12 protein-coding genes are annotated in these 12,570 nt (G+C 69.5%); 11 read left to right on the top strand and 1 reads right to left on the bottom strand.

Going from position 1 to position 12,570, the window contains the following annotated elements; genetic code table 11:
* Nucleotides 1–11: 11 nt before the first annotated feature.
* Nucleotides 12–863 carry a C40 family peptidase gene (locus ABZ719_RS29575; RefSeq protein ID WP_366728221.1) on the bottom strand — a complete coding sequence of 284 codons (852 nt, stop codon included), beginning with the start codon at nucleotides 861–863 and terminating at the stop codon, nucleotides 12–14.
* 852 nt (nucleotides 864–1,715) lie between these two features.
* Here ABZ719_RS29575 and ABZ719_RS29570 point away from each other — a divergent pair.
* Genes ABZ719_RS29570 through nuoK form a run of 11 tightly spaced genes read left to right on the top strand, consistent with a single transcriptional unit; the run spans nucleotide 1,716 to nucleotide 12,559 of the window.
* A complete protein-coding gene (locus ABZ719_RS29570) occupies nucleotides 1,716–2,075 on the top strand; it encodes an NADH-quinone oxidoreductase subunit A (RefSeq protein WP_007383963.1) in 360 nt (119 codons plus the stop codon).
* A 15-nt stretch (nucleotides 2,076–2,090) separates the two neighbouring features.
* Entirely contained in the window at nucleotides 2,091–2,645 is a 555-nt protein-coding gene (locus ABZ719_RS29565; protein ID WP_009190037.1) for an NADH-quinone oxidoreductase subunit B family protein, read from the top strand.
* The gene (locus ABZ719_RS29560; RefSeq protein WP_366728220.1) at nucleotides 2,642–3,415 is read left to right on the top strand and encodes an NADH-quinone oxidoreductase subunit C; all 774 of its coding nucleotides are present in this window, start codon (nucleotides 2,642–2,644) and stop codon (nucleotides 3,413–3,415) included. The genes ABZ719_RS29565 and ABZ719_RS29560 overlap by 4 nt, the downstream gene beginning before the upstream one ends.
* Nucleotides 3,412–4,743: an NADH-quinone oxidoreductase subunit D gene (locus ABZ719_RS29555; RefSeq protein WP_366728219.1), complete on the top strand. Its 1,332-nt coding sequence runs from the start codon at nucleotides 3,412–3,414 to the stop codon at nucleotides 4,741–4,743. The genes ABZ719_RS29560 and ABZ719_RS29555 overlap by 4 nt, the downstream gene beginning before the upstream one ends.
* Nucleotides 4,740–5,612, top strand: coding sequence for an NADH-quinone oxidoreductase subunit NuoE (gene nuoE / locus ABZ719_RS29550; protein ID WP_366728218.1), 873 nt, complete (start codon nucleotides 4,740–4,742; stop codon nucleotides 5,610–5,612). Before ABZ719_RS29555 ends, nuoE begins: the two co-directional genes overlap by 4 nt.
* A complete protein-coding gene (gene nuoF, locus ABZ719_RS29545) occupies nucleotides 5,609–6,961 on the top strand; it encodes an NADH-quinone oxidoreductase subunit NuoF (RefSeq protein WP_107474375.1) in 1,353 nt (450 codons plus the stop codon). The genes nuoE and nuoF overlap by 4 nt, the downstream gene beginning before the upstream one ends.
* Nucleotides 6,958–9,462: an NADH-quinone oxidoreductase subunit G gene (locus ABZ719_RS29540; protein WP_366728217.1), complete on the top strand. Its 2,505-nt coding sequence runs from the start codon at nucleotides 6,958–6,960 to the stop codon at nucleotides 9,460–9,462. Before nuoF ends, ABZ719_RS29540 begins: the two co-directional genes overlap by 4 nt.
* Nucleotides 9,459–10,829, top strand: a complete 1,371-nt coding sequence (gene nuoH, locus ABZ719_RS29535; protein ID WP_366728216.1) for an NADH-quinone oxidoreductase subunit NuoH — start codon at nucleotides 9,459–9,461, stop codon at nucleotides 10,827–10,829. The genes ABZ719_RS29540 and nuoH overlap by 4 nt, the downstream gene beginning before the upstream one ends.
* Complete coding sequence (gene nuoI / locus ABZ719_RS29530; protein WP_366728215.1) at nucleotides 10,822–11,424, top strand: NADH-quinone oxidoreductase subunit NuoI; 603 nt, start codon at nucleotides 10,822–10,824, stop codon at nucleotides 11,422–11,424. Before nuoH ends, nuoI begins: the two co-directional genes overlap by 8 nt.
* Nucleotides 11,421–12,263, top strand: a complete 843-nt coding sequence (locus ABZ719_RS29525; protein WP_366728214.1) for an NADH-quinone oxidoreductase subunit J — start codon at nucleotides 11,421–11,423, stop codon at nucleotides 12,261–12,263. The genes nuoI and ABZ719_RS29525 overlap by 4 nt, the downstream gene beginning before the upstream one ends.
* Nucleotides 12,260–12,559 (top strand): NADH-quinone oxidoreductase subunit NuoK, encoded by a 300-nt coding sequence (gene nuoK / locus ABZ719_RS29520; protein WP_093829093.1) that lies wholly within the window; start codon nucleotides 12,260–12,262, stop codon nucleotides 12,557–12,559. Before ABZ719_RS29525 ends, nuoK begins: the two co-directional genes overlap by 4 nt.
* Nucleotides 12,560–12,570 lie beyond the last annotated feature (11 nt).

Raw genomic sequence — 12,570 nt, 5'->3', positions numbered from 1 at the left:
CTGTGCGGGGCTCAGAGCACCCGGACGGCACCGGTGGGCGGGTCGTACGACAGAGGCCTCTCCACGACGCCCGTGGAGGAGTTCTGCGCGCCGACGAACATACCGTCACCGACGTACACAGCCACGTGGTACGCGCTGCCACGGCCACCCCAGTAGAGGATGTCGCCCGGCTGCAGGCTGGACAGGGACACCTGGGTGCCGACGGTCGACTGGTCCTGGGAGACCCGCGGCAGGCTGACACCCACCTGCTTGAAGGCGGTCTGCACCAGGCCCGAGCAGTCGTAGGCGGACGGACCGGTGGCGCCGGGGATGTAGGCCTTGCCGACCTGCGCCTTGACGAACGAGATGACGGAGGCGACCGAACCGGTCGCCGTCGACGTGCTGGTGGACACGTCGGCACCGGTGCCCGCGGCGTCGCTGCCGGAGCCGCTGCCCGCCTGGGTGGTGAGCGTGGTGCGCACGGCGCTGCGCGAGGCCTGCTCGGCGGCGGCCTTGCGTGCGGCGGCCTCCTCGGCGGCCTTCTTCTTGGCCGCCTCGGCCTTCTTCTTCGCCTCGGCGAGGTCCGACTTGGCCTGCTTCGCGGCCTTCGCGGCGGCCGCGTCGCGCTCGGCCTGCAGCTGGTAGTTCGCGGCGGTCTGCTGCGTGGCGTCCGCGGACTGGGCGACCTGGTCGGCCAGGTCGGCGGTGAGCATGGGCAGTTCGAGGGTCTGGGTGACCGGCTCGGCGGCGCTCGCCGTGGAGGCGGACGCACCGGCTACTGCCAGGGTGCCGAGGACGCCACCGGCAACTCCGGCCCGCATCGCGATGGTCGACGCGCTACGGCGGGGCTTCCGGTGGCTGCGTATGTGAGCGGTGTGGGACATGGGAACAACCGGTATCAGGGGCTCCTTCATATCTTCAAGAAACGTGGTCTGCGCCACATTTGCCCGGCGGGGGCTGCGAACACCGGGCGTGTCGCCCTTTATTGACGCCGTAACGGACATTGCGGGCACAGATGATCATGCCTGTGATCATGGTCTTTCGCTGTTACGTCCGAATTGCCCCGCGCCTACCATCGGTTGGGACCGTTGGCCAAGCCCGGTTCTCATGGGCCTCTCATCGATGTGGTGGAGGTCACGGAACGGTCACCGTGCTCTCGTGCGTCCGCGTGTCGGCCGCGGCGGCCGGCGGAGCCGCGCGGAGTGGCGCCGCGCGGGCGACTTGTCCGTTCGGCGGACGGAAGTCCCTCTTGTCACACCGGTCACATGGGTCTCGCAGCCCTCAGAAGCCACAGGCGCCGCTTGTGAACGGGTGAACACGTCCACTTCCCGTTCCGCGGTCCCTCTGATGTGTGAAAACCAGCCCTATATCAAGGTCTTGACTCACTACGCCACTTTGCGCCGGTCGCCGGTCATCTGATAATGCAGACCCCCTCCGACCTGCAAATACGAGGTAAAATGTAACCACTGGTGATCACTCAAGCGCTTCGCGTGCGAAGATCACCGCTCATCCGGCTTGATGATCCTTCGTCAGGTGGTGGAGATCACAAAGCTGGTGCAATACCCCGTGTCGCAGATCACAGAGAGTCGGGCATAGGATGCCCTGCAGTTGGGCTTGTGACCTGCTTCACATGTTCCCGATCTTCGCCGGGACGGGCGGGGTTCGTGGGACGGACGAGGCAGTTGTGAACCCAGCGACCGCCAGCAGTCAGTGCCGACTGAGAGGAGCGAGGAGCGGTGAACGCGTATGCGCCCATCCTCGTACTGGGAGCCCTCGGGGCAGGCTTTGCGATCTTCTCCGTGGTCATGGCCACGCTGATCGGGCCGAAGCGGTACAACCGCGCCAAGCTCGAGGCGTACGAGTGCGGCATCGAGCCCACTCCCACGCCGGCCGGCGGCGGGCGCTTCCCCATCAAGTACTACCTGACGGCGATGCTCTTCATCGTCTTCGACATCGAGATCGTCTTCCTCTACCCCTGGGCCGTCACCTTCGACGCCCTGGGTGTTTTCGGGCTCGTGGAGATGCTGCTCTTCGTGCTCACCGTCTTCGTCGCCTACGCGTACGTATGGCGGCGCGGCGGCCTGGAATGGGACTGAGGGGCCATATAAGACATGGGACTCGAAGAAAAGCTGCCGAGCGGCTTCCTGCTGACCACCGTGGAGCAGGCCGCGGGCTGGGTGCGCAAGGCGTCCGTCTTCCCGGCCACCTTCGGCCTCGCCTGCTGCGCGATCGAGATGATGACCACCGGCGCCGGCCGCTACGACCTGGCCCGCTTCGGCATGGAGGTGTTCCGCGGTTCGCCCCGTCAGGCGGACCTGATGATCGTGGCCGGCCGGGTCAGCCAGAAGATGGCGCCGGTGCTGAGGCAGGTCTACGACCAGATGCCCAACCCCAAGTGGGTGATCTCCATGGGTGTCTGCGCCTCCTCGGGCGGCATGTTCAACAACTACGCGATCGTCCAGGGCGTCGACCACATCGTCCCCGTCGACATCTACCTGCCCGGCTGCCCGCCCCGCCCCGAGATGCTGATGGACGCGATCCTCAAGCTCCACCAGAAGATCCAGTCCACCAAGCTCGGCGTCAACGCCGAGGAAGCGGCCCGGGAGGCGGAGGAGGCGGCGCTCAAGGCGCTGCCCACCATCGAGATGAAGGGGCTGCTGCGGTGAGCGACGCGAACGGCACCCACGGCGCGGGCGGGGTGAACGGCTCGGCGAACGGCGTCAACCCCGAGAAGGACCTCGCCGCCGACAACCTCCCCGGTCAGCGCGGCCAGGGCGGTGAGGAGATCCGCGTCCAGCGCGGCATGTTCGGCGCGAACAACGGCGGCGACACCTCCGGCTACGGCGGACTCGTCCGCTCGGTGCGGCTCCCGGGCCCGGCGAGCCGGCCCTACGGCGGCTGGTTCGACGAGGTCGCCGACGAACTGGAGGGGGCCCTGGAGGAACAGGGACTGCTCCCCGCCAACGCCATCGAGAAGACGGTCGTCGACCGCGGCGAGCTGACCTTCCACATCGAGCGCGAGCACCTGCTCCGGGTCGCCCGCACCCTGCGCGACGACCCCGCGCTGCGCTTCGAACTGTGCACCGGCGTCAGCGGTGTCCACTACCCGCACGACAAGGGCCGCGAGCTGCACGCCGTCTACCACCTGCGCTCGATCACCCACAACCGGCTGGTCCGCCTGGAGGTCAGCACCCCCGACAGCGACCGGCACATCCCGTCGCTGGTCACCGTCTACCCGACGAACGACTGGCACGAGCGCGAGACCTACGACTTCTTCGGCATCGTCTTCGACGGCCACCCCGCCCTGACGCGGATCATGATGCCCGACGACTGGCAGGGCCACCCGCAGCGCAAGGACTACCCCCTCGGCGGCATCCCCGTCGAGTACAAGGGCGCCCAGATCCCGGCTCCGGACCAGCGGAGGTCGTACTCATGAGCACGCACACCCCCTCGTCCGCGACCGGCCGCGAGACCACCGAGGGCACCGTCTACACGGTCACCGGAGGCGACTGGGACGAGGTCGTCCGGTCCGCGGCCCGCGCCGACGACGAGCGCATCGTCGTCAACATGGGCCCCCAGCACCCCTCCACCCACGGAGTGCTGCGCCTCATCCTGGAGATCGAGGGCGAGACGGTCACCGAGGCCCGCTGCGGCATCGGCTACCTGCACACCGGCATCGAGAAGAACCTCGAGTTCCGCACGTGGACGCAGGGCACCACCTTCGTCACGCGCATGGACTACCTGACGTCCTTCTTCAACGAGACCGCCTACTGCCTCGGCGTGGAGAAGCTCCTCGGCATCGAGGACCAGATCACCGAGCGGGCCAAGATCATCCGGGTGCTCCTGATGGAGCTGAACCGGCTCTCCTCCCACCTGGTGTGCATCGCCACCGGCGGCATGGAGCTGGGCGCCACCACGATCATGATCTACGGCTTCCGCGACCGGGAGATGATCCTCGACATCTACGAGCTGGTCACCGGCCTGCGGATGAACCACGCGTACATCCGGCCCGGCGGACTCGCCCAGGACCTGCCGCCCGGCGCGGTCGACCAGATCCGCGAGTTCGTGAAGAAGATGAAGAAGAACCTCCCGGAGTACGACAAGCTCGCCACCGGGAACCCCATCTTCAAGGCCCGCATGCAGGACGTCGGCTACCTCGACCTGGCCGGCTGCATGGCCCTCGGCGCCACCGGCCCCATCCTGCGCTCCACCGGCCTGCCGCACGACCTGCGCAAGACCCAGCCCTACTGCGACTACGAGACGTACGACTTCGACGTCCCGACCGCCGACACCTGCGACGCCTACGGCCGCTTCCTGATCCGCCTGGAGGAGATGCGCCAGTCGCTCAGGATCGTCGAGCAGTGCCTGGACCGGCTCCAGCCCGGCCCGGTCATGGTCGCCGACAAGAAGATCGCCTGGCCCGCCCAGCTCGCCCTCGGCCCGGACGGTCTCGGCAACTCCCTCGACCACATCAAGAAGATCATGGGCACCTCCATGGAGGCCCTGATCCACCACTTCAAGCTGGTCACCGAGGGCTTCCGGGTCCCGCCCGGGCAGGCGTACACGGCGGTCGAGTCCCCCAAGGGCGAACTCGGCGTGCACGTCGTCTCCGACGGCGGCACCCGCCCCTACCGGGTCCACTTCCGCGACCCGTCCTTCACCAACCTGCAGGCGATGGCGGCGATGTGCGAGGGCGGCCAGGTCGCCGACGTCATCGTCGCCGTCGCGTCCATCGACCCCGTGATGGGAGGCGTCGACCGGTGACCACCTCTTCTTCGGAGCGGGGCGTCAGCCTGGGCATGCCCGAACTGCCCGCTCCCGGCTACCCGGACGACGTCCGCGCCCGGCTGGAGGCCGACGCGCGCGAGATCATCGCCCGCTACCCCGATTCCCGGTCCGCGCTGCTGCCGCTGCTGCACCTCGTGCAGTCGCAGGAGGGCCATGTCACGCGTACCGGCATGGCGTTCTGCGCGGACGTGCTCGGCCTGACCACGGCCGAGGTCACCGCGGTCGCCACCTTCTACACCATGTACCGGCGCAAGCCGTCCGGCGACTACCAGGTGGGGGTGTGCACCAACACCCTGTGCGCCGTGATGGGCGGCGACGCGATCTTCGAGACGCTCCAGGAACACCTGGGCGTCGGCAACGGCGAGACCACCGACGACGGCAAGGTCACCCTGGAGCACATCGAGTGCAACGCGGCCTGTGACTTCGCCCCGGTCGTGATGGTCAACTGGGAGTTCTTCGACAACCAGACCCCCGCGAGCGTGCGCCGCCTGGTCGACGACCTGCGCGCGGGACGGCCGGTGACGCCCACGCGCGGCGCACCGATGTGCACCTTCAAGGAGACGGCCCGCATCCTGGCGGGCTTCCCCGACGAGCGGGAGGGTGCCGCCGACGCCGGCGGCAGCGCGGGACCCGCTTCGCTGGTGGGCCTCCGCCTGGCCAGGGGAGAGGCCGCACCCGCACGCGTGGTCCATCCCCGCGAGGGCGCCCCGCACGACAGTGCGCGGGACACCTCCGTGCACCAGCCGTCGCCGACGGAGCACCTCAGCTCCCACGACGCGCCGCAGGAGACATCGGCCTCCGACCCGTCGCACCCCGCGGGACCTGCCGCAGAGGAGGGGGAGTGATGACCGTGGCAACCGAACTCAACGAGTCCAGTCCCGAGAAGCTGCTCGCACCCGTGCTGTCGGCCTTCTGGGACGAGGACCGGTCCTGGACCCTGGACGTCTACCGGAGGCACGAGGGGTACGAGGGACTCCGCAAGGCACTCGCCATGTCGCCGGACGACCTGATCGCGTACGTCAAGGACTCCGGTCTGCGCGGGCGCGGCGGCGCGGGATTCCCGACGGGGATGAAGTGGCAGTTCATCCCCCAGGGCGATGGGAAACCCCACTATCTGGTTGTCAACGCCGACGAATCGGAGCCGGGGACCTGCAAGGACATCCCGCTCCTCTTCGCGAACCCGCACAGCCTCATCGAGGGCATCGTGATCGCGTGCTACGCCATCAGGTCGTCGCATGCCTTCATCTATCTGCGTGGTGAAGTCGTCCCGGTGCTGCGGCGGTTGCACTCGGCCGTGCGCGAGGCCTACGCGGCGGGCTACCTGGGTACGAACATCCTGGGCAGCGGACTCGACCTCGACATCACCGTGCACGCGGGCGCCGGCGCGTACATCTGCGGTGAGGAGACCGCGCTGCTGGACTCGCTCGAAGGCCGCCGCGGCCAACCGCGGCTCCGTCCCCCCTTCCCTGCCGTCGCGGGCCTCTACGCGTGCCCGACTGTGGTGAACAACGTCGAGTCGATCGCGTCGGTTCCCGCCATCCTGAAGAACGGCAAGGAATGGTTCAGGTCGATGGGCAGCGAGAAGTCCCCGGGCTTCACGCTCTACTCGCTCAGCGGCCACGTCGCCAGCCCCGGCCAGTACGAGGCCCCGCTCGGCATCACCCTGCGCCAGCTCCTCGACATGAGCGGCGGCATGCGCCCCGGGCACCGGCTGAAGTTCTGGACCCCGGGCGGCTCCTCCACCCCGATGTTCACCGAGGAACACCTCGACGTCCCCCTCGACTACGAGGGCGTGGGCGCCGCCGGATCCATGCTCGGCACCAAGGCCCTGCAGTGCTTCGACGAGACGACCTGCGTGGTGCGGGCCGTCACCCGGTGGACCGAGTTCTACGCCCACGAGTCCTGCGGCAAGTGCACGCCCTGCCGCGAGGGGACCTACTGGCTCGTGCAGTTGCTGCGCGACATCGAGGCCGGCAAGGGCGCCATGGCCGACCTGGACAAGCTGAACGACATCGCCGACAACATCAACGGCAAGTCCTTCTGCGCCCTCGGCGACGGTGCGGCCTCGCCGATCTTCTCCTCCCTGAAGTACTTCCGCGAGGAGTACGAGGAGCACATCACGGGCCGCGGCTGCCCCTTCGACCCGGCCAGGTCGACGGCCTGGGCGGACCAGCACACGGAGGTGCACGCATGACCGTGACCACCAACGCCCCTTCCTCGGGCGGCGCGGCGGCACCCCCGCCGGAAGACCTCGTGACGCTGACGATCGACGGCATCGAGATCAGCGTGCCCAAGGGCACCCTGGTCATCCGGGCCGCCGAGCAGCTCGGCATCGAGATCCCGCGGTTCTGCGACCACCCGCTGCTCGCCCCGGCCGGCGCCTGCCGCCAGTGCATCGTCGAGGTCGAGGGCCAGCGCAAACCGATGGCGTCCTGCACCATCACCTGCACCGACGGCATGGTGGTGAAGACCCAGCTGACCTCGCCGGTCGCCGAGAAGGCCCAGCACGGCGTGATGGAGCTGCTGCTCATCAACCACCCGCTGGACTGCCCGGTCTGCGACAAGGGCGGCGAGTGCCCGCTGCAGAACCAGGCCATGTCGCACGGCAACGCCGAGTCCCGCTTCGAGGGCAGGAAGCGGACCTACGAGAAGCCGGTGCCGATCTCCGCGCAGGTGCTGCTGGACCGCGAGCGGTGCGTGCTGTGCGCCCGCTGCACCCGCTTCTCCAACCAGATCGCCGGCGACCCGATGATCGAGCTGATCGAGCGGGGCGCGCTGCAGCAGGTCGGCACCGGCGAGGGCGACCCCTTCGAGTCGTACTTCTCCGGCAACACCATCCAGATCTGCCCGGTCGGCGCGCTCACCTCGGCGGCCTACCGGTTCCGCTCCCGCCCCTTCGACCTCGTCTCCTCCCCTTCGGTCTGCGAGCACTGCGCGGGCGGCTGCGCCACGCGCACCGACCACCGGCGCGGCAAGGTCATGCGGCGGCTCGCCGCCCACGACCCCGAGGTCAACGAGGAGTGGATCTGCGACAAGGGGCGCTTCGGGTTCCGTTACGCGCAGCTGAAGGACCGGCTGACGACCCCCTTGGTGCGCAACCCGGAGGGCGACCTGGTCCCGGCGTCGTGGCCGGAGGCGCTGGAGATCGCGGCCCAGGGCCTGCTCGCCTCACGCGGCCGGACCGGTGTCCTCACCGGTGGCCGGCTCACCGTCGAGGACGCCTACGCCTACAGCAAGTTCGCGCGCGTGGCGCTCGACACCAACGACATCGACTTCCGCGCGCGCGTGCACAGCGGTGAGGAGGCCGACTTCCTGGCCGCCCACGTCGGCGGACGCGGCCGGGACGTCGACGGCACGGGCGTCACGTACACCGCCCTGGAGAAGGCGCCCGCCGTCCTGCTCGCCGGGTTCGAGTCCGAGGAGGAGGCGCCCGGCGTCTTCCTGCGGCTGCGCAAGGCGTGGCGGGGGCACGGCCAGCAGGTGTTCGCGCTGGCCACGCACGCCACGCGGGGCCTTCAGAAGGCGGGCGGCACGCTGCTGCCGGCTGCGCCCGGCACCGAGACCGAGTGGCTGGACGCGCTGGCGAGCGGGGCCGGACTGGAGGACAACGGCAGCCGTGCCGCCGAGGCGCTGCGCGCCGAGGGCGCGCTGATCGTGGTCGGTGAGCGGCTCGCCTCGGTGGCGGGCGGTCTGACCGCCGCCGTACGGGCGGCGCACGCGACCGGTGCCGGCCTGGTGTGGATCCCGCGCCGGGCCGGGGAGCGCGGCGCGGTCGAGGCGGGCGCGCTGCCGTCGCTGCTGCCGGGCGGACGCCCGGCGACCGACCCGCGCGCGCGGGAGGAGGTCGCCGCCGTGTGGGGCGTCGCCGGCCTCCCGCACCGCTACGGCCGGGACACCGACCAGATCGTCGAGGCGGCCGCGGACGGAGAACTCCAGGCCCTGCTGGTCGCCGGGGTGGAGGTCGCCGACCTGCCAGACCCGGCACGCGCGCGTGCCGCCCTGGCCGAGGTCGGCTTCCTGGTGTCGCTGGAGCTGCGGCCCAGCGAGGTCACCGAGCACGCCGACGTGGTCCTGCCCGTCGCCGCCGTCGCCGAGAAGGCCGGCAGCTTCCTCAACTGGGAGGGCAGGGTGCGCTTCTTCGAGGCCGCGCTCAAGCCCGAGCAGATGACCCGCCGTCTGGCACCGACCGACCTGCGGGTGCTGCAGATGCTGGCCGACGCCATGGACGTCCACCTGGGCCTGCCGGACCTGCGGACCGCGCACGCCGAACTGGACCGGCTCGGCGCCTGGACGGGCCCGCGCGCCGGCGAACCGGTGGAGAGCGGGGGCGTGCTGCCCCGGCCCGCCGCCGGGGAGGCCGTGCTCGCCGGGCACCGGCTGCTGCTCGACCGGGGTCTGCTACAGGAGGGCGACGAGGCGCTGGCCGGCACCCGGCACGCCGCCCGCGCGCGCGTGTCGGCCGCCACGGCCGCCGAGGCGGGCGTCGCCGACGGCGACCTGCTCGCCGTGACCGGACCGGCCGGGACGGTCGAACTCGCTCTGGAGGTCACCGAGATGCCCGACCGGGTGGTGTGGCTGCCGCTGAACTCCGTGGGCGCCGGAGTCGCCTCCGACACCGGGGCGCAGCCCGGCTCCCTCGTCCGTATCGGCCCGGCGACCCGCGCGACCGAGGCCCCCGAGGAGGTGGAGGCATGAGCCCGTCCCTCGCCGCAGAGAACCTCTCGATGTTCGGCACCGACCCGTGGTGGCTGGTCGTCGTCAAGGCGGTGTTCTGCTTCGCCTTCCTGATGGTGACCGTGCTGTTCTCCATCGTGTGGGAACGCAAGGTCGTCGCCTGGATGCAGCTGCGCATCGGCCCCAACCGGCACGGCCCCTGGGGCATGCTCCAGTCGCTCGCCGACGGCGTGAAGCTGATGCTCAAGGAGGACCTCGTCGTCAAGCGCGCCGACAAGGTCGTCTACGTCCTGGCGCCCGTCGTCGCGGCCATCCCGGCGTTCATGGCGATCGCCGTGATCCCCTTCGGCCCGGCCGGCAACGAGATCTCGATCTTCGGCCACCGCACCGCGATGCAGCTGACCGACCTGCCGATCGCCATGCTGTACATCCTGGCGGTCGCCTCGGTCGGCATCTACGGCATCGTGCTCGCGGGCTGGAGCTCCGGCTCGACGTACCCGCTGCTGGGCGGTCTGCGCTCGTGCGCGCAGATGATCTCCTACGAGATCGCCATGGGCGCCGCGTTCGCCTCGGTCTTCCTGTACTCGGGATCGATGTCGACGTCGACCATCGTCGAACAGCAGCACGACCGCTGGTACATCCTGCTGCTGCCGGTGTCGTTCATCCTCTACATCGTCACCATGGTCGGCGAGACGAACCGCGCCCCGTTCGACATGCCCGAGTCCGAGGGCGACCTGGTGGGCGGCTTCAACACCGAGTACTCGTCGATCAAGTTCGCGATGTTCATGCTCGCCGAGTACGTGAACATGGTGACGGTCTCGGCCGTGTCGACCACGCTCTTCCTGGGCGGATGGCGGGCACCCTGGCCGATCAGCACCTTCTGGGAGGGCGCCAACCACGGCTGGTGGCCGCTGCTCTGGTTCGTGATCAAGGTGCAGCTGCTGCTGTTCTTCTTCATCTGGCTGCGCGGCACGCTCCCGCGGGTGCGCTACGACCAGCTGATGAAGCTCGGCTGGAAGGTCCTCATCCCGGTCTCCGTGGTCTGGCTGATGCTCGTCGCGACCGTGCGGACGCTCAGGAACGAGAACTACGACTTCGCCGACATCGCCCTCTACGTCGGCGGTGGCGTCCTGGCGCTGCTGATCCTGTCCTTCGTCGCCGACATGTTCCGCGAGAAGGGCAGGGCGGCCGAGGCCGGGGAGCCCGCCGCGCAGCCGGCCGGCTTCGACCCGATGGCCGGCGGATTCCCCGTGCCCCCGCTGCCGGGCCAGGAGCTGCCGCCGGTGCCGCGACGCCGTCCGCACCGCGAGCGGGAACTGATTGTCAGTGGTGGGGCGGACACTGTCAGTGACGGATCTCTGGATGGAAAGGAGGCGTCCGATGGCTGAGGAACCCAAGGAGACCAAGCCCGGTTTCCAGAACCCCGTGGCCGGCTTCGGCGTGACCTTCAAGGCCATGTTCAAGAAGCGGCTCACCGAGCAGTACCCGGAGCAGAAGAAGACCACCGCTCCGCGTTTCCACGGACGGCACCAGCTCAACCGCCATCCGGACGGCCTGGAGAAGTGCGTCGGCTGCGAGCTGTGCGCCTGGGCCTGCCCCGCCGACGCCATCTACGTGGAGGGCGCCGACAACACCGACGAGGAGCGCTACTCCCCGGGCGAGCGCTACGGCCGCGTCTACCAGATCAACTACGCCCGCTGCATCCTGTGCGGGCTGTGCATCGAGGCGTGCCCCACGCGCGCGCTGACGATGACCAACGAGTTCGAACTCGCCGACTCCAGCCGCGCGAACCTCATCTACACCAAGGAGCAGCTGCTCGCCGGCCTCGAAGAGGGCATGGTCGACACGCCGCACGCCATCTACCCCGGTACGGACGAACAGGACTACTACCGGGGCCTGGTGACCGAGGCCGCACCGGACACGGTGCGCCAGGTGGCCGTCTCCAAGGGGGAGCAGGCCGCGGACGAGGGGGTGGGCGCATGAGCGAGCAGCTCGCCGCCTACACCACCTCCACCGGGGAGGCCTTCCAGTTCTGGGTGCTCGGCACCGTCGCGGTGATCGGTGCGCTGTGCACCGTCTTCATGAAGAAGGCCGTGCACAGTGCGCTGTGCCTGGCCGGCACCATGATCGTCCTGGCGGTGTTCTACCTCGCCAACGGCGCCTACTTCCTGGGGATCGTGCAGATCGTCGTCTACACCGGCGCGATCATGATGCTGTTCCTGTTCGTGGTGATGCTGGTCGGCGTGACCGCCGCGGACTCCCTGAAGGAGACCATCAAGGGCCAGCGCTGGCTGGCCCTTCTGTGCGGCCTCGGCTTCGGCGTCCTGCTCTTCGCGGGGATCGCCAACGCCTCCCTGAAGGACTTCGCCGGCGCCGGCAAGGCCAACGCGGGCGGCAACGTGGAGGGTCTGGCGTCCCTCATCTTCACCCGGTACGTGTACGCCTTCGAACTCACCGGTGCCCTGCTCATCACGGCCACCATCGGCGCCATGGTGCTCACCCACCGGGAGCGCACCGAGCGGGCCAGGACCCAGCGCGAGCTGTCCGAACAGCGCGTGCGCGAGGGCAAGCACGTACCGCCGCTGCCCGCCCCCGGCGTCTACGCCCGGCACAACGCCGTGGACATCGCCGGTCTGCTGCCCGACGGCACCCCCTCCGAGCTGACCGTCAGCAAGACGCTGCGCGAGCGCGGCCAGGTCCGCGACGTCTCGGCCGAGGCGCTGAACGACCTCAAGGCCCTTGAGCAGCGTGCCGAGGAGCGGCTGGAGCGCACCGAGATCGACCCGGCGAGCCTCAAGCGGCCCGAGGAGGCGTCGAAGTGAACCCCGTCAACTACCTGTACCTCGCCGCCCTGTTGTTCACGATCGGCGCCACCGGGGTCCTCATCCGGCGCAACGCCATCGTGGTCTTCATGTGCGTCGAGCTGATGCTGAACGCCTGCAACCTCGCGTTCGTCACCTTCTCCCGGATGCACGGCAACCTCGACGGCCAGATCATCGCCTTCTTCACGATGGTCGTCGCCGCGGCGGAGGTCGTCGTCGGACTCGCGATCATCGTGTCGCTGTTCCGTTCCCGCCACTCGGCCTCGGTCGACGACGCCAGCCTGATGAAGCTGTAAGGGGTCGGAAG

It is taken from the genome of Streptomyces sp. NPDC006743 (genome assembly GCF_040703815.1).
Classification (GTDB): Bacteria; Actinomycetota; Actinomycetes; order Streptomycetales; family Streptomycetaceae; genus Streptomyces.
This window is presented reverse-complemented; position numbering and strand designations above follow the sequence as displayed.

Bases quoted from the DNA above. Each gene is read 5' to 3' on its own strand.
- ABZ719_RS29575 (WP_366728221.1), bottom strand. From the start codon at position 863: ATGTCCCACACCGCTCACATACGCAGCCACCGGAAGCCCCGCCGTAGC.
- ABZ719_RS29565 (WP_009190037.1), top strand. From the start codon at position 2,091: ATGGGACTCGAAGAAAAGCTGCCGAGCGGCTTCCTGCTGACCACCGTG.
- ABZ719_RS29555 (WP_366728219.1), top strand. From the start codon at position 3,412: ATGAGCACGCACACCCCCTCGTCCGCGACCGGCCGCGAGACCACCGAG.
- ABZ719_RS29540 (WP_366728217.1), top strand. From the start codon at position 6,958: ATGACCGTGACCACCAACGCCCCTTCCTCGGGCGGCGCGGCGGCACCC.
- nuoH (WP_366728216.1), top strand. From the start codon at position 9,459: ATGAGCCCGTCCCTCGCCGCAGAGAACCTCTCGATGTTCGGCACCGAC.
- nuoI (WP_366728215.1), top strand. From the start codon at position 10,822: ATGGCTGAGGAACCCAAGGAGACCAAGCCCGGTTTCCAGAACCCCGTG.
- ABZ719_RS29525 (WP_366728214.1), top strand. From the start codon at position 11,421: ATGAGCGAGCAGCTCGCCGCCTACACCACCTCCACCGGGGAGGCCTTC.